The sequence below is a fragment of the Reyranella sp. genome (genome assembly GCF_965279625.1).
GTDB lineage: Bacteria > Pseudomonadota > Alphaproteobacteria > Reyranellales > Reyranellaceae > Reyranella.
This window is the reverse complement of record NZ_OZ257251.1, coordinates 4307164-4327312: the sequence shown is the minus strand read 5'-3', so window position 1 is coordinate 4327312 and position 20149 is coordinate 4307164. Positions and strand designations below refer to the sequence as shown.

Sequence of the window (20149 nt, the reverse complement as noted above, 5' to 3'; positions counted from 1 at the left end):
CAGCCCAAATGTCTAAGAGTATGTTCACGCTTGCTGCGGCCGTGGCCGCAGTTGCGTTTGCCCCTATCGGTGCCCAGTCCGCTTGCGCTGCGGGCCTGCCAAGCATCTACGACGCGTATAGCGAGCACGATCACGATCTCGAGAACTGTTCGGTCGAAGCGCCGACGAACGATGGCCAGCGCGCGAGCGGCCGCGTCGTCGCGATCGACCCCGCGGCAGGCAAGATCACCCTCGATTATCGCCCGCTTCCCCTCCTGCCCGAAGGCGGCGTGAGGGTCTTCAGCGTCGAGGATCCCACGGCCCTCAAAGGATTGAGCGCAGGCGACCGCGTCCGCTTCGAGCTCGAACGCGATGGCCGAAGCTATGTCGTGACGCATCTGGAGAACAGCAACTAGGCCACCAAGCGCTCGAGCATGGCGAAGCAGTTCGCCATTGCTCGGTTTGTCCATCGCCTCGACGCCGGCCAGCTTGCAGGCAGGCTGGTCGGCAGGGCCGTGCGGCTGGTTCACTTTTCGGGACGCGAAAGGTCTCGGCGAATTCAGTGGCCGGACGCGGAGCCGGGGCGGATGCTTCCCCCAATCGATAAAGGGGGAAATGCATCGTGGCTCAGAGACGGAAATTCCTGCTCGGCGGATTGGCGGCGACAACAGCCTTGGCCACCGGTTTCGGCACACGGGCCCAGTCCTTTCCGACCAAGCCCCTTCGCTTCATCGTCCCCTTCGCGGCAGGCGGCAATGCCGACGTGACGGCGCGCTTGGCCGGCGAAGGCATGTCGCGAAAACTGGGACAGCCGGTGCTGATCGACAACCGGCCCGGCGCCGGCGGAGTCGTTGGTCAGGAGCTGGTGCTGCAGGCGCCGGCGGACGGGTACACGATGGTGATCGCCGCCTTCGGGACGCTCTATGTTTCCCCGCTGATGGCAGGCAAGCCGTCGATGGTTCCGTCCTTCGCACCGGTCAGCATGTTGAGCACGGTCCCCATGATCGTCGTGGTGCCGGCCAACAGCCGCTTCACGGATTGGCAGTCGCTGCTGGCCGCCGCCAAGGCCAAGCCAGGCACGATCAGCATGGGTCATGCCGGCAACGGGACACCGAACCACACGGATATCCTGCGCATCCAGGAGAACGAGAAGGTGAGCTTCGCGATCGTGCCTTATCGCGGCTCGGGCGTCGGGCTGAACGACGCGCTCGCCGGCCAGATCGACAGTTACTGCGACCAGCTGAGCAGCTCGCTGCCGCACATCCAGTCGGGCAAGCTGCGCGCCCTGGTCGTCGTCGGCGAGAAGCGCGCGCCGGAACTGCCCAACGTGCCGACCCTGGCCGAAACCGGCTGTATGCCGTTCGACGGTGGCACAACGCTGGGTCTCTTCGTCAAAAAGGAAACGCCTGCGGCGATCGTCGCAGCACTCAATGCGGCTGCCGTCGCGGCGCTCGACGAGCCGGCGATCAAACAGAAGTTCGTCGACCTGGGCGCGACCGCGCGTCCGTCGACGCCGGCTGCCTTCGAGGCCTTTCTGAAGACCGAAGACGCCGGGATCGGCGAACTCGCGAAGAAGGGATTGCTGAAGCCGGAGTAGAAGGACCTACTTCGTCTTGGCCGCGCCCTGGCCCTTGGGATCGCCCGCCTTTCCCTTGGCCTCGGCAGCCTTGAGAGAGGCGGCTTCGTCGGAATCGAGCGCCTTTGCGGCCTCGTGCGCGGCCCCGTCGACCTTGCCCTTCTTCAGGAATTCGGCGGTGCGCTTGTTGTAATCGGCGGTGGCAGTGTAGCTGCCTTCGCCCTCGATCTTGTCCTTGGACTTGTCCATCGCCTGCTCCTTCGTTTCCGGAGGTGAAACGCGGCAGCACGGCGTTGGTTACGTGAGAAGCCCGATCTCCCGGTAGAAGCGCACGACGCCGGGGTGCAGTTTTTCGCGCCCGGGCACGACCGCGACCGTATTGGCGGCCGTCGTTTCGGCGAGTTGCGGGGGCGGATTGCCGGCCTGCTGAACGGCGTAGAGCGCCTTGACTGTGCGGTAGGCGACCGTCTCGTCGAGGCCGGGCCGCGCCAGCACGAAACTCCAGGAGCCGACCGAAGGGATCGCCGCGGGCTGGCCGACAAAGCTGCCGGCCGCCTGCGTCACCGGCTTCAGGAAGGTATATTTGGCCAGGATGCGCTGGATCTCGCCGCCATCGGGCGCGATGAAGCGTGCGCCCTCCTTGCTGTTGGCCATGGCAACGAAGCCCGGCCAGCCGTTGCCGCCACCCCACAGAGCAGCGGCACGCCCGTCAAGCACCATCGCCGGACCGTCGCCGGCGCGTTCGAGATAGATCGGCTGGAAATCCCGGGCGGCATCGAGGCCGAGACCGTCCATCGCGTATCGGCCGAGGATCACCAGCCCCGAGCCGCCGGCGCCCCAGGCAACCGGCTTGCCCTTGAGGTCGGCGATGGTGCGATAGGGAGAGTCGGCCCGCACGACGAACATGCCGGCGGTGGGATACATGGCCGTCAGCACCCGAAGATCGGCCGGCGCGCGGCCCACACCCTGCAGCACCTCGTGCACGACCTCGCCCTGGACCAGCGCGATGTCGAGCGTGCCGGCCTCGAGCAGGGGCACGTTCTCGGTGCTGCCCCTGGTATTGATCGCCTCGATCTCGAGCGCGGGATCGAAGCGGCGCACGAACTCGACGAAGGCCGCGCCATAGACCGGGAAGCCGCCGCCCGGCGTCGCCGTACCGAGACGGACTTTCACGGGCTGCGCTCGGGCCGGTCCGGGCGCGAGCAGCAGACTGCCGACGGAGGCTGCCACTCCCAGGACGTCACGCCGGCGCGGGCGCGATTTCGGTGCGTCTCCATGCGCGGGCGGCAGTCCCATTCAGTCTCCTAGGACTTCTTTGGCTCGAAGAACGGCTCGACCGCGCCCTTGAGCTTGATGGTCAGCGGATTGCCCTTGCGATCCACCGTCTTGCCGACGGCGACGCGGATCCAGCCCTCGCTCACGCAATACTCCTCGACGTTGGTCTTCTCCTGGCCATCGAAGCGGATCCCGATGCCGCGCTGGAGCAGCGCCTCGTCATAGTGCGGGCTCTTCGGGTTGGTGGACAGTCGGTCGGGGAGCGTGTCGGTCATGGATTTCCTATAACATCAATGAGTAGACGATGCCGGCCATCGAACTGGCCAGCAGGACCGGGATCATCCCGAAGCGGAAGCGGAATACAGCAACGGCACAGGCGACCGCCAGCGCCACGGCCGCGATGTTGGCCGATGCCAGCACCGGCAGGTCGACAGTGGCGCCGAGCAGCTGGACCGGTCGCAACTCGCCGAACAGGACCTGCAGCCCGAACCAGACCGCCAGATTGAGGATGACGCCCACCACCGCCGCGGTGATGGCCGCCAGCGCTCCCGACAAAGCCTTGTTCGAGCGCAGCGCCTCGACATAGGGCGCACCGACGAAGATCCAGAGGAAGCAGGGCGTGAAGGTCACCCAGGTCGTGAGCAGACCGCCCAGGGTCCCCGCGAGGAGCGGATTGAGGCCCCCGTGATCGCGCCACGCACCGAGGAAGCCCACGAACTGCGTCACCATGATCAGCGGGCCCGGCGTCGATTCCGCGAGACCGAGCCCGTCCAGCATCTCGCCGGCCGTCACCCAGCCGTATTTGTCGACCGCCTCCTGCGCGACATAGGCGAGCACGGCATAGGCGCCGCCGAAGGTAACCACGGCCATCTTGCTGAAGAAGACCGAGATCTGGGTGAACACATCGTCGGGCCCGCGCACGACCCACAGCAGCGCCACCGGCACCAGCCAGAGCGCGAGAAAGAGCGCGCCGATCGACAGCGACCAGACCAGGTTGGGCCTCGCATGCGCGGGCGTGTCCTCGCCCAGGAGCGACTCCGCATCGCTCAAGCCGGGGCGGCCACCGGCGCCGTGGCCACCGGCCTGGAAGTCCGTCCGGCCGAGCTTGGTGGCCGTGAAGCCGATCAACCCCGCCGCGACGACGATCAGCGGAAACGGTACGCCATAGAAGAAGATGGCGACGAAGGACGCGACCGCCAGCAGGCGCATCGCGTTGTTGCGCAGAGCCCGCCCGCCGACCCTCAGCACCGCCTCGGCCACGATCACCAGCACGGCGGCCTTCAGACCGAAGAACAGACCCTGGACCAGGGTGACCTTGCCCAGCAGCACATAGACCCAGGACAGCGCCATGATGGCGAGCAGACCCGGCAGGACGAACAGCGTGCCGGCGATCAGCCCGCCCGCGGTGCGGTGCATCAGCCAGCCGATATAGGTCGCGAGCTGCTGCGCCTCGGGGCCGGGCAGCAGGGTGCAGTAGTTCAGCGCCTGCAGGAAGCGCTGCTCGCCGATCCATTTCTTCTCGTCGACGATGATGCGATGCATCACCGCGATCTGGCCCGCCGGACCGCCGAACGACAGGGCGGCGACCCGCAGCCAGACCTTCACGGCCTCGGAGAGCGGAACGCCATGGAAGGGCGTGGGCTTCATGATTTTCTCGCGGCTGGCGGCCAGTCGTGGCCCTCGTCGACGGCATCGCGGCACCAGCGATAGAAGGCGTCGTAGAGGGCAAGCCCTGCCTCGAGCTGAGCGAGGTCGTCGGCATACATGCGGGACAGGCCGAGCGAGGCCGCGAGCAGGCCCGCCGATTCGGGGGCGAGTTCGGGTCGTCCGGTGTCAGCCCCCCGCACGATCGTGGCCAGCCGCTTCAGCGGCGCGGTCTCGAGGCCGAACTCCTCGATCATGAGATCGAACGTGCAGCGTTCGCCGCGATGACTCCAGTGCACGTCCTTGTGATCGACATCGAACGGGGTGGCGCCGAACCGGTCGGCGACGTCGAGCACCTCGGAGGGAGCGACGAAGAGGAAGACCGCCTGCGTATCGATGAAGCGCCGGATCAGCCACGGGCAGGCGATCCGGTCGACCTTGGGACGGCTGCGGGTCACCCAGACGGTGCGGCCGCCGGCGTCGCGCCGCGGTAGGCGGTCGACCGGCACGGTCGGCAGCCGGGCCGCCTGCCAGGCGAGGAGTCCGCCCTCGAGCACGTCGGCCGGTACGCCCTCGTGGCGCAACCACGCGGCGACGCCCTGGCTGAGTTTCAGGCCTTTCTTGCAGACCACGACGGCAGGCCGCCGAGCGGCAACGAAGGCCGGTCCCCACACAGGAACCTCGGCCCACGGCCGACGCATCGCCCCCGGCACGAGGTGCGGGTTGGCGGCGAAGTCCTCGTCCGTGCAGACGTCTATCAGTACAGGTGAATCCGGACGTCCAATGAGTCGGACGAGCTTTTCGGGAGAAATCGAGTTGGGCGAAGTCATGTGCGGCGTCCTTGGTGAATGGAGCAGGACGCGATGCTTCGGCTGTCGCCTCGTGGGGAGATCGCGATCCCCATCACCGCTTTCTGAAAGACAGTGCAAATAGTGTCAAGCTTGGCCGATTGCCGGGGTCGCGGGCCGCGGTTAGTTTGACCGTGGGAATATTGGGAACGTCAGTGCGGAAACTTCCGGGGGTTTCATGACTTGGGGTCGTCTTGTTCTATTGGCACTCGCCGTCGTGGGGACGGTCATGGCGTGCACGCAGTCACCACAGGGCGTTGTCTCGACGGCGCAGATCAATCGCGCCTACTGGGGTCTGCCGCAAAACGGTCCCGGCGCCGACGTCACCAGCCTGGTGACCTGCCCGGGCGGCTATCCCTGCGACGTGTTCGCCAACGGCCCGAGCTACAACGACAACCGCTTCGACCTCGCCAAGAAGCTGACGGTGATCTGGACGTGCCAGCCGCAGAACTTCGTTCTGTCGGAAGTGGCGACGCCGAGCTTCAAGGTCCGGATGGCGTGCGTCGGCGGCGCGCCGATCGTGCCGCGTCGCATCGACATCGTCGAAGCCTCATGGGGCGGTCCCACCTCCACGATCGACGTGACCCAGCAGGTCCGCGACATCTGCGGCCAAGGTCCTACCCGCTGCCAGGTGCCGGCGATGGCCTACATCTTCGGCATGCCCGATCGTCTCACGAAGACGCTGCGCATCCGCTACACCTGCAACGGCCAGACCACGCCGGCCCGACAGGCGACAGAGAACAGCATCGCCGACCTGCGCTGCGAGCAGGCGGCCGACCACGGCCACTGACGCCGTCAGCGCCGCCCTTCTGGTACCCCGGGCGGCGCCAGACTACGACGGCAGTCGCCGTGCAGCAGGCCACCGTAGTTGGCGCCGAGCGGCGTCATCGAGAACGCGCCGTCGTTGCGGTTGTAGGTCATCGAAAAGTTGGGAAAGGTCGCCCGCAGCGCCTGGAACGTGATGGCCACGTTCGACCCCTCGACCATTGAGGCGCCGTCCCAGACGCCGGCCGTGTTGCGCCGGTCGTCGAACACGACATTGAAATTGCGCACCTGTCCGCCCTGGTCGGTCACCTTGCAGGCGAGCCAGCGCGGTTCGGCGCTGGCCGGCCGGGCAACGGCCACCGCCACGACGGCCGTCATCAACAGGATCGCAAGCCGCATCGGGACGCCCTCCGGGCTGGTTACTTGGGCGCCATGCGGATCGCGCCGTCGAGGCGGATCGTCTCGCCGTTCAGCATCGGATTCTCCACGATGCTCATGGCGAGCTGGGCATATTCCTTCGGGTCGCCGAGACGCGAGGGGAACGGCACCTGGGCGCCCAGGCTCTTCTGCGCTTCCGCCGGCAGGCTCATCATCATCGGCGTGAGGAACAGGCCCGGCGCGATGGTGCAGACGCGGACGCCGAGGCTCGCGAGATCGCGAGCGATCGGCAGGGTCATCCCGACGACGCCGCCCTTCGACGCCGAATAGGCCGCCTGACCGATCTGGCCGTCAAAGGCCGCGACCGACGCGGTGTTGACGATGACGCCACGCTCGCCGCCGTCCAGCGGCTCGGCCTGGCTCATGGCGTAGGCCGCAACGCGGATCACGTTGAAGGTGCCGATCAGGTTGACCTGGATCACCTGGGCGAACATCGCGAGGTCGTGCGGGCCTGACTTGGAGACCGTGCGGCCAGACCTGCCGATGCCGGCGCAGTTCACGACGACGCGCGGCGCGCCCAGCTTCTCGACGACCGTCTTCACCGAGGCCTCGACGCTGGCGGCGTCGGCCACGTTGGTCTTGACGAACAGGCCGCCGATTTCCTTCGCCTTCTGCTCGCCCAGCTCGTCCTGCAGGTCGAAGATCGCGACCCTGGCGCCCGCGGCGGCCAATGCCGACGCCGTGGCGCCGCCCAATCCCGACGCGCCGCCCGTGACGATGGCGGCCTGACCCTTGACGTTCATCCGTATCCTCCGTGGTTGGGCGCTTTTAGCATTTCCATCCCCCTTGCCAAGCGGGCCCGCCGACCCAACTTTCCCCGCATGAGCGATGCATCCGACCTGGTCCGGAACGAGACGACCGTCCGCCGGAATTTCTGGCAGAAAGCCCGCCGCACCCTGGGCCGCGTGCCTTTCACCGAGGACGCGGTCGCCGCGTTCTATTGCGCCAGCGACAGCGCCACGCCGCTGCCGATCCGCGCCACCCTGTTCGGGGCGCTCGCCTATTTCGTGCTGCCGTTCGACGCCATACCGGACTTCCTGCTCGGCCTCGGCTTCACCGACGACGCCGCCATCCTGGTGGCGGCCTTCACCGCCGCCCGCATGCACATCACGCAAGAGCATCGCGCGCGGGCGCGGGCCTGGCTGCTCAAGGAGCAGGGCCGGGCCCCGGCCGGGCCGGAGGCTTCGCCGGCGGGCTGACCGCTGCGGCGCGCCGCCGCTCGCGCGCCACCACATGCTCGCGATGGGCGATGTAGAGCGCCGAGGCAATGACGATGGCGGCGCCAACATAGGTCCAGACGACCGGCATCTCGTTCCACATCAGCCAGCCCATGAACACCGCGAAGGGCAGGCGCATGTATTCGAACGGCGCGATGGCCGACATCTCGCCGGACTTGAAGGCCTGCACCCAGAAATACTGGCCGACCGTGGCGGTCGACGCGATGCCGATCGCCAGCATCCAGCCGAACAGGTCAGGCCAACGCCAGACCCAGATCGCGGGAAGTGCCAGAAACAGGGTCGAGAAGATCGCGAACTGGGTCAGGATCATCAGCGGCGATTCGGAATCCGAGAGGCGTTTCACCAGCAGGATCGAGATGGCGACGCAGGCAGCGTTGGCCAGCGCCACCAGCGCGCCGAGCTGCAGGCTGCCCTCGCCCGGCCGCACCATGACCAGCACGCCGACAAAGCCCACGAGCGTGGCGGTCCAGCGGCGCCAGCGGACCTTTTCCTTGGCGATGAGCGCGGCCACCACGACGGAAAAGAGCGGTTGGGAAAAGGCGATGGCGGTCGCGTCGGCCAGCGGCAGCATCGAGATCGCGTAGAACCCCAGCACCATCGAGGTGGTGCCCATGAAGGTGCGCCAGAAGTGGCCCTTGATGCGCTGGCTGAGCCAAGGCTTCACCCGGCCCGAGATCATCAGCGGCAACAGCATGATCACCGAGAGGATCGCGCGGAAGAACGCCGTCTGGACGCTCTCGATCTGCTCGGAGAGCAGGCGGATCATCACCCCCGTCGAGGTAAAGATGAAGCCGCCGCTCACCAGCCACAGCGCCCCCTGCACGTTGGGCGGGAGACGCCGCAACCAGTCCCGCATCAGATCTTCCGCTCGTGACCGACCCAATACGGTTCGCGCAGCGTCTTCTTCAGCACCTTGCCGACGGGGCTGCGCGGCAGCGTGTCGACGAAGTCGACCGTCTTCGGCGCCTTGACGCCGCCGAGCTTGTCCTTGGCGAGCTGGATCAGCTCGTCGGCCTCCACGGTCATGCCGGGCTTCAGCTCGACCACGGCCTTCACGGCCTCGCCCCACTTCTCGTCGGGTATGCCGATCACCGCGCAATCCTGCACCGCGGGATGGCTCCACAGGACCTGCTCGACTTCGCCGGGGAAGACGTTGAAGCCGCCGGAGATGATCATGTCCTTCTTGCGATCGACGATGTAGACAAACCCGTCCTCGTCGATCACGCCGATGTCGCCGGTATGGTGCCAGCCGAAGGCCGACGCCTCGGCCGTCGCCTCGACATTGTTGTAGTAGCCCTTCATCACGAGATTGCCGCGCACGACGATCTCGCCGCGCTGTCCGCGCGGCAGCAGCTTGCCGTGATCGTCCATCACTTCGAGCCGCACCAGCGGCGAGACCTTGCCGCAGCTCGCGAGCCGGTGGCGGTTGTTGCTCTCCAGCGCCGCCACGTGGTCTTCCGGCGAGAAGAAGGTGCAGATCATGCAGGCCTCGGCCTGGCCGTAGGTCTGCGTCAGCACGGGACCGAACACCTTCACGGCCTCGACCAGCTTGTCGACCGACATCGGCGCCGAGGCATAGACGAGATGCTGCAGCGAACTGTAGTCGTATTTGCCCACGTCGGGATGCGCGAGGAGCATGTAGATCAGGGTCGGCGGCATGTAGACATGCGTGACCTTGTGCTTCTCGATTGCGGCCAGAATGCCGCCGGGATCGGCCGTGCCCATGAAGATGTTGGTGCCGCCGAAGGCCAGCAGCGGGAACGAGCAGACCCCGGCCGCGTGTGTCATCGGCGCGACCATCAGGTGGACCGGCGGCGACTTCACCGGCATGCAGGCCCAGAAGATCGAGTTCATCGTCTCGATGTTGCCGTTGGTGATCTGCACGCCCTTCGGCCGCCCGGTGGTGCCGCCCGAACTGGCGAGGAACGCCACGTCGTCGGGCGCGTCGGGCAGGTCGGGCGCCTCTTCCTTCTGCGCCGCCAGCCATGTCTCGAAGGACGGCGTGTCGATAGAGATGAACCCGGTGATGCGTGGGCAGGCCTCGCGGATGCGCGCGAGATAGCCCTCGAAGCTCGAATGGTAGAACAGCACCTCCACGTCGGTGTTGTTCAGGATGTAGAGATTTTCCTCCAGCGCGTTGCGCGCATTGACCGGTGCCCAGGTGACGCCCGCGCGCACGATGCCCAGCAGGCAGGCATAGGCCGCGGCATGGTTGGGACTGTAGACGGCAGCCTTCGAGCCGCGCCCGAGCCCCATGGCCAGCAGCCCGTTGGCGACGCGATGCGTCTGGCCGCGCACCTCGCGATAGGTCCAGCCGCGCGTGCCGTCATGCAGGCAATGCCGCTCCGGATAGAGATCGGCGCCGCGGTCGAAATAATCGATCAGTCGCATGGCGTCTCTCTCCCCTTCATTCTTGCGTTTCGGGCAGCGTCGTGTCGCCCGGTCCCAGCGGCCGCTCCATGAGGACGCTGTCGAGCCAGCGGCCGAACTTAAAGCCGACGCTCTTCAGGGTGCCGACCATCGCGAAGCCGCAGGAGGCGTGGAGGTTGATCGACGCCGCATGCTTGGAATCGCCGATTACCGCGATCATCTGGCGGCGGCCGTCGCGGGCGCACAGGTCGATCAGCGGCAGGAGCAGCGCCTTGCCGACGCCCTGCCCGACCGCATCCTTGTCGATGTAGATCGAGTTCTCGACGGTGAAGCGGTAGGCCGGGCGGGTGCGGTAGAGGCCGGCATAGGCATAGCCCAGCAGGCGGCCTTCCTTCTCGGCCACCAGATAGGGCAGGCCCAGATCGAGCACCGCAGCGCGGCGCTGGCGCATTTCGCCCACGTCCGGCGGATCGACCTCGAACGAGGCCGTCCCGTGCAGCACATGATGTCCGTAGATTTCGGCGCAACGCGCCACATCGGCCTCGGTCGAGGCCCTCACCGTCAGTCCGCTCACGTCTTCAGATCCCCACGTCGGTTCCGGCGGGGAGTATAGACCTAGTTGCGATCGACGCCGCGTCGAATGGCGCCCGCATCCGGACCATCGAACTTAAAGAGACTTGCCGCCAGCGGCAGGCCGGTCTGCAGGCCGTTCAGGGAAACGTCGACCCGCTGGCCGCGATTGTCGATGATGGTCCAGCCGCGCAGCACCATCGGGTTCTCGCCCAGGCGCACGATGACCTTGCCCTCGTTCGGCTTGCGGGCCTGGCTCATGGTGAGTTGAAGCATGCCGTCGGTGCGCTCGACCTTCTCGACCATGAGGTCGCCGCCCTGCAGCACCATCGGCTCGCGCACCAGGAAGGAGGCGGCGGTCCAGCCAATCGGCCACTGGCCGAAGTCGCGGTTGGCGATGTCCCACATCGTCACCTGGCTGCCGTCGGCCACGATCTTGAGCTGCGACGGCGGATCGTATTCGAATCGCATGCGGCCGGGCCGACTCACCGAGAGCGTGCCCTGCACCACCGTGCCGCCCGGGTTCGACTGCACGAAGCGGGCCTGCATGGTGCGGATGCCGTTGAAATAGCGCTCGACCTCCGCAACCTGCGGATTGGAGGCTGGCACCTGGGCCTGCGCCTGCTGTACCGGGCTCTGAGCCTCGGCGTGGACCGTTCCGAATGACAGCAGAGCAACGGCAGAAAGGGCAGTGAGCAGGGTTCGCATGCGGCGGATATGACGGTCGAATAAGGCAGAATCAAGCATCGGCGGGGACTTCCCAATCATGTGAACCGCCGTTTACCATACGGCCACCAGCAGGAGGTAACGCCATGCATGTCGGAATGGCTGCGGTCTTCCAAAATACCGGCCGGGCTCTCAGCGACCGCCAGATCTACCTGAACGAGCTGGCCTTGGCCGACATGGCCGAGCCGCTGGGCTTCGAATCGATCTGGTCGGTGGAGCATCATTTCACCGACTACACGATGTGCCCCGATGTGGTGCAGTTCCTGTCCTACATGGCGGGCCGCACGAAGCATGTGCGGCTGGGATCGATGGTCGTGGTGCTGCCCTGGCACGATCCGGTGCGGGTCGCCGAGCAGATCTCCATGCTCGATCATCTGTCGGGCGGCCGCATGATCCTGGGTCTGGGGCGCGGCGCCGGCAAGGTGGAGTTCGACGGTTTCCGCCTCGACATGGGCGACAGCCGCGAGCTGTTCGTCGAGTACGGCGAAGCGCTGCTCAAGGGCCTCGAGACCGGGATCATGGAATACCAAGGCAAGCATTACCGCCAGCCGCCGGTCGAGATCCGCCCCGCCCCGTTCAAGAGCTTCCGTGGCCGCACCTATGCCGCCGCCGTGTCGCCCGAGAGCGCGCGCATCATGGCGCGGCTGGGGGTCGGCCTGCTGATCATCCCGCAGAAGCCGTGGCGCGAGGTCGAGAAGGAACTCACCGAGTACAATGCGCTCTATCGCGAGATCAACGGCACCGACGCGCCGCAGCCGATCTCGGCCGGCTGGACCTTCGTCGACGAGAGCGCCGAGCGGGCGCGCGAGATGGCCGTGAAATATATCGGCGGCTACTACCGCACCGTACTCGACCACTACCAGTTCGCCGGCGCCCACATGAAGAACCAGCGCGGCTACGAGTACTATGCCAAGATGAACGAGAAGCTCGCGGTCTACGGCGACCAGAAAGCCATCGAGTTCTTCGCCGACCTCCAGGTCTACGGCACCCCTGAGCAGGTCTACGGGAAGATCCTGGCCATTCACGAACAGACGAAGAACAGCGCCTTTGTCGGCGTCTTCTCCTATGCCGGCATGCCGCACGAGGAAGCGGCGCGGAACATAAGCTTGTTCGCCCGCACGGTGCTGCCGGAACTGCGGGAATTCGATGCCGGCGCGGCGGTGGACCGCGCCGGGCCCCTGCCCGACCTGCGCTTCTCCGCCACGGCGGCGTAAAAGGGCGAGCGAGCCGCGCCTGCGATCCCGCCCTCGCGGCTGGTCCACCTTCACCTTTGTAATGTACACATAATGGCGGCCGCTTAATTTCGGCCTGCAATTTGCGGAACAGCCATTGCCGCCCTGCGGCCGGCACGCCAGAAAGCGGCGCCGTGGCGGCTGCACCACGAGGGAGAAAGCGCGATCAGTACCCAATCCGTCCCCCGCCCCCGCCCGCCCTTCGAACGGATTGCCCTGTTGCTGCAAGGCGGTGGAGCGCTGGGCTCCTACCAGGCCGGCGTCTATCAGGCGCTGGCCGAAGCCAACCTGCATCCCGACTGGGTCGCCGGAATCTCGATCGGCGCCATCAACTCCGCGCTGATCGCCGGCAATCCGCCGGAGACCCGCATCGAAAAGCTGCGCACGTTCTGGGAGACCATCACCCGGTCGCCGCTGGGGCTGCCGACGATCAAGGGCTTCGAGTTCAGCAGCGACATGGAACACCAGTTCGTGAACCAGCTTCGCTCGTTCGGAACGATGCTGTTCGGCGCGCCGGATTTCTTCAAGCCACGGTTCCCGCCGCCGATCTTCACGCCCGCCGGCAATCCGGGCAACCTCGCCTACTACGATGTCGCCCCGCTCAAGGCCCTGCTGGAGCGACTGGTCGACTTCGACCGTATCAACGCCAAGGAAATGCGCTTCAGCGTCGGCGCCACCAACGTCAAGACCGGCAACTTCATCTACTTCGACAACGATACCCATACGATCGGACCGCAGCACGTCATCGCCAGCGGCTCGCTGCCGCCGGGCTTTCCCGCGGCCGAAGTGGACGGCGAGTTCTACTGGGACGGCGGCGTCGTCTCGAACACGCCGCTGCAATGGGTGCTCGACGCCCGTCCGCGCGCCGACACGCTCGCCTTCCAGATCGACCTGTGGAGCGCGCGCGGCGACCTGCCGCGCGACATGGTCGAGGTCGACACGCGCATGAAGGACATCCGCTACTCCAGCCGCACGCGTGCCGGCACCGATCAATTCCGGCAGATACAGGCGTTGCGCCGCGCCATGGCGAAGATCCTTGCCGACATGCCACCGGAGCTGCGGCAGACGCCCGAGGCCGAACTCGTGGCGCAGGAAGCCGACAGCAAGGTCTACAACATCATCCACACGATCTATCACGCGCGGAAGTACGAGGGCTCGTCGAAGGATTACGAATTCTCCCGCCGTACGATGGAGGAGCATTGGGAGTCGGGTTACTCCGACATGACCCGCTCGCTCGAGCATCCCGAGGTCTTGCAGCGTCCGGAGAGTCCGGACGGCGTATTCACGTTCGATCTGGCCCTGCAGGGCCGCAAGGAGCCGCAGAAATGAAAATCGACGACGTCCGCAAGAACGCCTTCGCGATGCCGCTCAACAATCCGAGCTATCCGAAGCCGCCGTACAAATTCTACAACCGCGAATTCGTCGTCATCACCTATCGCACCGATCCTGAGGTGCTGCGCGCGCTGGTGCCGGAGCCGCTCGAGGTCGTGGGCGACACCGTGAACTACGAGTTCATCCGCATGCCCGATTCGACGGGATTCGGCGACTACACCGAGACCGGACAGGTCATCCCGGTGCGCTTCAAGGACAAGGACGGTCAGGTGCAGGAAGGCGGTTATGTGCACGCCATGTACCTCGACGACAATTCGCCGATCGCCGGCGGTCGCGAGATCTGGGGCTTTCCCAAGAAGCTCGCCACGCCGAAGATCAGCCACGAGAGCGAAACGCTGGTCTGCACCCTGCATTACGGCTCGGTGCTCTGCGTCAACGCCACCATGGGCTACAAGCATCGCGAGCTCGACCACGCGCCGCTGATCAAGGCGCTGGCCAAGCCGGCCTTCATGATCAAGATCGTGCCGCACGTCGACTGCACGCCCCGCATCTGCGAGCTCGTGCGCTACTACTGCGAGGACGTGACGGTGAAGGGCGCCTGGACCGGCCCCGCCGCCCTCCAGCTCTTCGATCATGCCATGTGCGACGTCTCGCGCCTGCCGGTGCGGGAGGTCGTCTCGGCCAGCCACTATGTCACCGACCTGACGCTGGGCCTCGGTGAAGTGGTCTTTGACTATCTCGCAAAGTAACCGGCACAGAGAAAAGGATCAGCCATGTCGCGTTTCACAGGAAGAATTGCCATCGTCACCGGCGCCGCTTCGGGCATCGGCAAGGAAATCGCCCTGCGCCTCGCCGCCGAGGGCGGCACGCCGGTGATTGCCGACCTCAATCTCGACGCCGCGACGGCGACCGCCAACGAGATCAAGGCCAAGGGTGGCGATGCCTTCGCCGTCGCCATGAACGTCACCGACGAGGCGCAGGTCGAGAAGGGTGTCGCCGACACCATCGCCAAGTACGGCAAGATCGACATCCTGGTCAGCAATGCCGGCATTCAGATCGTGAAGCCGCTGGTCGACTTCCCCTTCGCCGACTGGAAGAAGCTGCTGTCGATCCATCTCGACGGTGCCTTCCTCACGACGAAAGCCTGCCTGAAGCACATGTACAAGGCCAAGTACGGCCGCGTCGTCTACATGGGCTCCGTGCATTCCAAGGAAGCCTCCAAGCTCAAGGCGCCCTACGTCACCGCCAAGCACGGCCTGATCGGCCTCAGCAAGGTGCTGGCCAAGGAAGGCGCGGAATACAACGTGGCGTCCAACGTCGTGTGCCCGGGCTTCGTGCGCACGCCGCTGGTCGAGAAGCAGATTCCCGAGCAGGCCGCGGAACTGAAGATCACCGAGGAAGAGGTGATCAAGAACGTCATGCTGAAGGACACGATCGACGGTCAGTTCACGACGACCGACGACGTGGCCGACGCGGTCCTCTTCTACGCCGCCGCCAAGAGCACGGTGCACAGCGGGCAGTCCGCCGTGGTCAGCCACGGCTGGTTCATGCAGTAAGCCTGATCATGCAGTGAACCTGCCAAACTGTTGCCCTGCGGCCACGGTCGCAGGGCGAGTGCCCCCGGGTTCCCCGGCAACCGCAACTTAATCCACGCAACCCTCGTTGGTCAGGCGTGCGTCCGTCAGCCCGGACGCTTCACCCAACGAGGTATTGAAAATGAAGAAGGCACTTCTCGCTGCTGCAGCATTGATGGCTGTTCCCATGGCCGCTAACGCGCAGTCGATGTGGAGTCCCGGCCCGTCCAACCCCGGTATCTACATCGGTGGTGAAGGCGGCCTGAACTGGCTGCTGAACAACAATAACTACAATATGGACCTCGGCTACGCGGTCGGCGGCTTCGTCGGCTACGACTTCGTGGGTCCAAGGATCGAGCTCGAAGGCGTGTTCCGGTCCAACAACGGCACGGGCACTGCCAACTTCGGCAACGTCTTCAGCAACACCAGCGGTCGCATCGAGCAGCTGTCCGTCATGGCCAACCTGCTCTACGACTTCATCCCGGGCGCGACGATCACCCCGTATATCGGCGCCGGCGCCGGTATCGCCTTCGCCGACTCTTCGATCAACGGCTGCTCGCTCTGCAGCACCCAGTTCGCCTACCAGGGCATCATCGGCCTTGGCTGGAACGTCGATCAGAACTTCCGTGTGAACCTCGACGGCCGTTACTACGGCACGACGAACCCGGGCGCGTACCAGAACAACAACATCACGACGATGTTGAGCGTCGCCTACAAGTTCGGCCAGCCGGCCGCAGCGCCGATGCCGGCGCCGACCGCGCCGGCCGTCGCCCCGCCGTCGTTCATGGTGTTCTTCGACTGGGATCGCGCGAACCTGAGTGACCAGGCGCTGACCACGATCCGACAGGCCGCGGGCGCCTACAAGCAGAAGGGCAACGCCCGCATCACCGCGACGGGTCACACCGACACGTCGGGCACCGAGGCCTACAACATGGCGCTGTCGCTGCGTCGCGCCAACGCCGTCAAGGACGCGCTGGTTCGCGAGGGCGTGCCGGCGACCAACATCGCCGTTCTCGGCCGTGGCGAGCAGGGTCTGCTGGTGCAGACCGGCCCGAACGTGCGTGAGCCGCAGAACCGTCGCGTCGAGATCGTGATCCAGTAACCGGATCCCTCATCGGAAGGCACGAACGGCCGGGCATTCGCCCGGCCGTTCTCTTTTGGGGCTGGCCCGAGCGAAGCTCGGCCGTTAGGAGCGTCAGGACATCGCTTCGCGATGTCCGTGAGCGCCGAAGAAAGAGCGGTCTACGATACCTCCCGCCGTCAGCTCCAGGCGCCGCTACCTCCCCATTTGAATGGGAGGAAGGTGATTCTACCTGGCCCGAAAAGATCCTAGACTGGCGAAAACGACCAGGAGGATTCGCATGGCACGCGCCTTCCACATCGCTCCACTCAACGCCACCTTCGGCGCCGTCATAACCGGCGTGAAGCTCGCCGAACTCGACGAGGCCGCCTGGCGCGAACTGCATGCTGCCTGGCTCGCGTACGCCCTTCTCGTCTTCCCCGATCAGCATCTCAACCGTGACGAGCAGATCGCGTTCGCGCGCCGCGTCGGGCCGCTCGAGTTCGAGATGGCCGCGATCAGCAACGTGCGGCCCGACGGCAGCCTGCGGGTCGAGACCGACAACGACGACATGATGAAGATCCTGAAGGGCAACATGGGCTGGCACGCCGACAGCACCTACATGCCGGTCCAGGCCAAGGGCGCGGTGTTCAGCGCCGAGGTCGTGCCTACCGTCGGTGGCCAGACAGGCTTCGCCGACATGCGCGCGGCCTACGATGCTCTCGACGAAACCTTGAAGGCGCGCGTCGAGACGCTGCAGGCCCGTCACTCACTGCACTACAGCCAGTCGAAGCTCGGCCACCACACGAAGACGGGGGACGGCGAATACAGCGGCTATGGGCTGCACGACGGCCCTGTGCCATTGCGGCCGCTGGTGAAGAGCCATCCCGAGACCGGCCGCAAGTCGCTGCTGATTGGCCGCCACGCCCACGCCATTCCCGGCATGGACCCGACCGAGTCCGAGAGCTTCCTGCAGGAGCTGATCGACTTCGCCTGCCAGCCGCCGCGAGTCTATCACCACGACTGGGCGCCGGGCGACGCCGTGCTCTGGGACAATCGCTGCCTGCTGCACCAGGCAACGCCGTGGGACATGACCCAGAAGCGCATCATGTGGCACAGCCGCATCGCCGGCGACCCGGCCAGCGAGACCGCGCTCGCGCGTTGACGTATCATCGGCGCATGAAGCTGGCCCGACGCGACGCGCTGCGAGGAACGGCGGCGGTGGCCGCGACCGCGTTGATCGGCCGCCGCGCCGATGCCGCGTCGGAGGCCGTTCGCCTGATCTGCGGCTTCGGCGTCGGCAATCCCACCGACCTCTGCGCCCAGCTGATCCAGAACGGTTTCTCGGCCGCGCTCAACGAGCCGGTGGAATTCGATTATACGCTGGGCCAGGCCGGACGCCGGGCCGCCCTCCAGGTGATCGACGCCGAGCCCGACGGGCGGATGCTGTTGATCGCCGAAATCCTGAACCTGGTGCTGCAGGAGACGCCGGCCGAGCCGCTGCTGTCGCGGCTCCAGCCGATCGCAAAGGTAACGCGCGGCTTCTCGACCGCGCTGGCGGTCAACGAACTCTCCGACATCCGCGACTGGCCGGGCCTGCTCGCCGCCGCCCGCGCGGCCCGCCTGAGGGCGGCGACAATGGGCGCCGACTCGACCATCGGCCTCCTGCTGGCGCTGGTCGAACGCCGCCTGAATCTCTCCTTCGCGCCGATCGAGGTGACGGGCAGCAATGCCGCCGTCGACCTGCTGCTGACGCGTCGCGCCGACATCGCGGTCGTCGATACGCGGACAGCGTTGCTGCACAATGCCCGCAATCGCCCCAAGCTGCGCGTGCTCGCGACCTCGGGCGCCGCGCGCTCGCCGCAACTGCCGGACGTGCCGACCTTGGCCGAACTGGTGGGGGACAGGAAGCTCGCCTACACGATCAGCTTCGGCATCTTCGCGCCGGCCGCCACACCGGCCGCGGTGGCGAAGCGGCTGACGGCGGCGCTGGTGGGATTGCGCAGCGACAGGTCGATGCAGACCCAGGCCCGCCTCGCCCAGATCCCCCTGGAGTTCGACGGACCGTCCGCCATCGCGACGGCGGTCGCGCGCGACCGGCGCGTCGCAGCCGACATCGCGGGATAGGCCCCTTTCGCTGGGTAGTGGCATTCGTGGCCGATCGATTGACCGGCTGTCCGGGCGGTCCAGTATGGATGCGAGAGCAGACGCACGACGCAGCCCCGAGGATTCCATGGACACGCTCGTTCAGCCGGCCCCCACCCTCAGCGCCCCGGAAAGGGCGCGCGCCCTGCAGCCGCTGCTCGACCGACACGGCGCGGAAATGGATCGCCGGCGCGAGGTCGCGCCGGAAGTGGTGGACGCGCTCATCGGCCAGGACATGCTGCGCCTGCTGCTGCCCCTGAGCCTGGGCGGGCAGGAACTGCCGCTGCTCGATTTCTGCAGAACTGTCGAGACCATCGCCTGGGCTGATGCCAGCACCGCCTGGTTCGTGAACCAGTCGAACGTCTCCTCGGCGACCTCGGCCGCGGCCATGCCGCCCGAGACGGCGGCGGCCCTCTTCGGCAATCCCGGCGTGGGCCTCGCCTGGGGCGCACGCAACGGAACAAGCCGCGCGATCCGGGTCGAGGGCGGCTACCGGCTGAGCGGGACCTGGAGCTTCGCCAGCGGCGGCCGGCACACGACCTGGATGGGCGCTCACAGTGCCGTGCAGAACCCCGACGGCACGCCGCATCATCGTTACGGCCGACCTGACGACCGCAGCTTCGTCTTCCCGCGCAGCGCGGCGAAAATCGTCGACGACTGGTTCGTGCTGGGCCTGCGCGGCACCGGCAGCGACACCTACACGGTCACGGATCTGTTCATTCCCGATGCCCAGGCGCCGGCGCGCGATGCGCTGGAGGAACGGCGCGAGCCCGGGCCGATCTACACGATCATGTCGACGCTGCTCTATGCCAGCGGCTTCTGCAGCGTGACGCTGGGCGTCGCGCGACGGATGCTCGAAACCTACATCGACCTGGCGCGCGGCAAGCACAGCCGGGCATCGATCAACGCCATGTCGGCCAACAATGCGATCCAACGCGAAATCGCCCTGCTCGAAGCGCGCCTGTCGGCGGCCCGCGCCTACCTGCATGCCGAGGTGGCCCAGGTCTACGACGCGGCGGCCAACGGCACGCTCGACGTCGACGGCCGCATGCGGCTGCGCCTTGCGACCACACACGGCATGAACGAGGCGACCGATGTTTCGATCGCCGCCTATCGCGCCGCCGGAACGACCGCGATCCTGGACTCGGCGCCGTTCGAGCGCCGCTTCCGCGACGCCATGAGCGCCAGCCAGCACCTGCAGGCGATGATGGGTCATGTCGAGATGGTCGGGCGCCATATCCTGGGCGTCGAGAACAAGCTCCAGAACCTCTGAGAAGCGAATCGCACAACCGCCGCTTCTGTGTGCGGTATGTCACAGACAAGCTTCGCCCGCCGTCGCATGGGGAGTCGATCGCCGGGAGAGGCGACCGGGTGCGG

At 66.4% G+C, this 20149-nt stretch carries 23 protein-coding genes; 12 read left to right on the top strand and 11 right to left on the bottom strand.

All coding sequences use genetic code 11. The features are described from left to right. Nucleotides 1–20 precede the first annotated feature (20 nt). Nucleotides 21–395 (top strand): copper-binding protein, encoded by a 375-nt coding sequence (locus ACQY78_RS21025; protein WP_428678281.1) that lies wholly within the window; start codon nt 21–23, stop codon nt 393–395. Nucleotides 396–601: 206 nt separating this feature from the next. Next, nucleotides 602–1576: a Bug family tripartite tricarboxylate transporter substrate binding protein gene (locus ACQY78_RS21020; protein WP_428678279.1), complete on the top strand. Its 975-nt coding sequence runs from the start codon at nt 602–604 to the stop codon at nt 1574–1576. A 6-nt stretch (nt 1577–1582) separates the two neighbouring features. Here the strand turns inward: ACQY78_RS21020 and ACQY78_RS21015 are convergent, their stop codons facing one another. Genes ACQY78_RS21015 through ACQY78_RS20995 form a run of 5 tightly spaced genes read right to left on the bottom strand, consistent with a single transcriptional unit; the run spans nt 1583 to nt 5304 of the window. After that, nucleotides 1583–1804 (bottom strand): hypothetical protein, encoded by a 222-nt coding sequence (locus ACQY78_RS21015; protein ID WP_428678277.1) that lies wholly within the window; start codon nt 1802–1804, stop codon nt 1583–1585. 48 nt (nt 1805–1852) lie between these two features. Beyond that, nucleotides 1853–2851 (bottom strand): TAXI family TRAP transporter solute-binding subunit, encoded by a 999-nt coding sequence (locus ACQY78_RS21010; RefSeq protein WP_428678276.1) that lies wholly within the window; start codon nt 2849–2851, stop codon nt 1853–1855. An 8-nt stretch (nt 2852–2859) separates the two neighbouring features. Then, nucleotides 2860–3105, bottom strand: a complete 246-nt coding sequence (locus ACQY78_RS21005) for a DUF3297 family protein (RefSeq protein WP_428678274.1) — start codon at nt 3103–3105, stop codon at nt 2860–2862. Between the two features lie 7 nt (nt 3106–3112). Beyond that, nucleotides 3113–4477, bottom strand: coding sequence for a chromate efflux transporter (gene chrA, locus ACQY78_RS21000; protein WP_428678272.1), 1365 nt, complete (start codon nt 4475–4477; stop codon nt 3113–3115). After that, complete coding sequence (locus ACQY78_RS20995) at nt 4474–5304, bottom strand: chromate resistance protein ChrB domain-containing protein (RefSeq protein ID WP_428678270.1); 831 nt, start codon at nt 5302–5304, stop codon at nt 4474–4476. Before ACQY78_RS20995 ends, chrA begins: the two co-directional genes overlap by 4 nt. 247 nt (nt 5305–5551) lie before the next feature. On the opposite strand from ACQY78_RS20995, the gene ACQY78_RS20990 reads away from it, so the two are divergent. Next, complete coding sequence (locus tag ACQY78_RS20990) at nt 5552–6112, top strand: hypothetical protein (protein ID WP_428678268.1); 561 nt, start codon at nt 5552–5554, stop codon at nt 6110–6112. A 5-nt stretch (nt 6113–6117) separates the two neighbouring features. Here ACQY78_RS20990 and ACQY78_RS20985 read toward each other — a convergent pair whose 3' ends face one another. Continuing rightward, nucleotides 6118–6486: a hypothetical protein gene (locus ACQY78_RS20985; protein WP_428678266.1), complete on the bottom strand. Its 369-nt coding sequence runs from the start codon at nt 6484–6486 to the stop codon at nt 6118–6120. A gap of 20 nt (nt 6487–6506) precedes the next feature. Then, on the bottom strand, nt 6507–7268 hold the full coding sequence (locus ACQY78_RS20980; protein ID WP_428678265.1) for an SDR family NAD(P)-dependent oxidoreductase: 762 nt from the start codon (nt 7266–7268) through the stop codon (nt 6507–6509). Nucleotides 7269–7346: 78 nt separating this feature from the next. On the opposite strand from ACQY78_RS20980, the gene ACQY78_RS20975 reads away from it, so the two are divergent. Beyond that, entirely contained in the window at nt 7347–7724 is a 378-nt protein-coding gene (locus tag ACQY78_RS20975; RefSeq protein WP_428678263.1) for a YkvA family protein, read from the top strand. Here ACQY78_RS20975 and ACQY78_RS20970 read toward each other — a convergent pair. From ACQY78_RS20970 to ACQY78_RS20955, 4 genes are read right to left on the bottom strand one after another with little or no spacing between them, the layout of a single operon-like run. After that, complete coding sequence (locus ACQY78_RS20970; protein WP_428678261.1) at nt 7672–8619, bottom strand: DMT family transporter; 948 nt, start codon at nt 8617–8619, stop codon at nt 7672–7674. The genes ACQY78_RS20975 and ACQY78_RS20970 overlap by 53 nt on opposite strands. After that, on the bottom strand, nt 8619–10154 hold the full coding sequence (locus ACQY78_RS20965; RefSeq protein ID WP_428678260.1) for a class I adenylate-forming enzyme family protein: 1536 nt from the start codon (nt 10152–10154) through the stop codon (nt 8619–8621). Before ACQY78_RS20965 ends, ACQY78_RS20970 begins: the two co-directional genes overlap by 1 nt. Nucleotides 10155–10170: 16 nt before the next feature. Then, a complete protein-coding gene (locus tag ACQY78_RS20960; protein WP_428678259.1) occupies nt 10171–10707 on the bottom strand; it encodes an N-acetyltransferase family protein in 537 nt (178 codons plus the stop codon). Between the two features lie 41 nt (nt 10708–10748). Further along, nucleotides 10749–11450 carry a LolA family protein gene (locus ACQY78_RS20955; RefSeq protein WP_428678258.1) on the bottom strand — a complete coding sequence of 234 codons (702 nt, stop codon included), beginning with the start codon at nt 11448–11450 and terminating at the stop codon, nt 10749–10751. Nucleotides 11451–11515: 65 nt separating this feature from the next. On the opposite strand from ACQY78_RS20955, the gene ACQY78_RS20950 reads away from it, so the two are divergent. The 8 genes from ACQY78_RS20950 (at nt 11516) to ACQY78_RS20915 (ending at nt 20045) form a co-directional block, all read left to right on the top strand. Beyond that, nucleotides 11516–12643 carry an LLM class flavin-dependent oxidoreductase gene (locus ACQY78_RS20950; protein ID WP_428678256.1) on the top strand — a complete coding sequence of 376 codons (1128 nt, stop codon included), beginning with the start codon at nt 11516–11518 and terminating at the stop codon, nt 12641–12643. A 237-nt stretch (nt 12644–12880) separates the two neighbouring features. Beyond that, the gene (locus ACQY78_RS20945; protein WP_428678254.1) at nt 12881–13990 is read left to right on the top strand and encodes a patatin-like phospholipase family protein; all 1110 of its coding nucleotides are present in this window, start codon (nt 12881–12883) and stop codon (nt 13988–13990) included. After that, nucleotides 13987–14742, top strand: a complete 756-nt coding sequence (locus ACQY78_RS20940; RefSeq protein ID WP_296328816.1) for an acetoacetate decarboxylase — start codon at nt 13987–13989, stop codon at nt 14740–14742. The genes ACQY78_RS20945 and ACQY78_RS20940 overlap by 4 nt, the downstream gene beginning before the upstream one ends. A gap of 24 nt (nt 14743–14766) precedes the next feature. After that, nucleotides 14767–15549 carry a 3-hydroxybutyrate dehydrogenase gene (locus tag ACQY78_RS20935; RefSeq protein ID WP_428678252.1) on the top strand — a complete coding sequence of 261 codons (783 nt, stop codon included), beginning with the start codon at nt 14767–14769 and terminating at the stop codon, nt 15547–15549. 160 nt (nt 15550–15709) lie between these two features. Further along, nucleotides 15710–16669: an OmpA family protein gene (locus ACQY78_RS20930; RefSeq protein ID WP_428678251.1), complete on the top strand. Its 960-nt coding sequence runs from the start codon at nt 15710–15712 to the stop codon at nt 16667–16669. A gap of 259 nt (nt 16670–16928) precedes the next feature. Beyond that, nucleotides 16929–17792, top strand: coding sequence for a TauD/TfdA dioxygenase family protein (locus tag ACQY78_RS20925; RefSeq protein ID WP_428678250.1), 864 nt, complete (start codon nt 16929–16931; stop codon nt 17790–17792). Between the two features lie 14 nt (nt 17793–17806). Then, nucleotides 17807–18754, top strand: a complete 948-nt coding sequence (locus ACQY78_RS20920) for a tripartite tricarboxylate transporter substrate-binding protein (protein ID WP_428678249.1) — start codon at nt 17807–17809, stop codon at nt 18752–18754. A 106-nt stretch (nt 18755–18860) separates the two neighbouring features. Beyond that, entirely contained in the window at nt 18861–20045 is a 1185-nt protein-coding gene (locus ACQY78_RS20915; RefSeq protein WP_428678247.1) for an acyl-CoA dehydrogenase family protein, read from the top strand. Nucleotides 20046–20149: the final 104 nt, after the last annotated feature.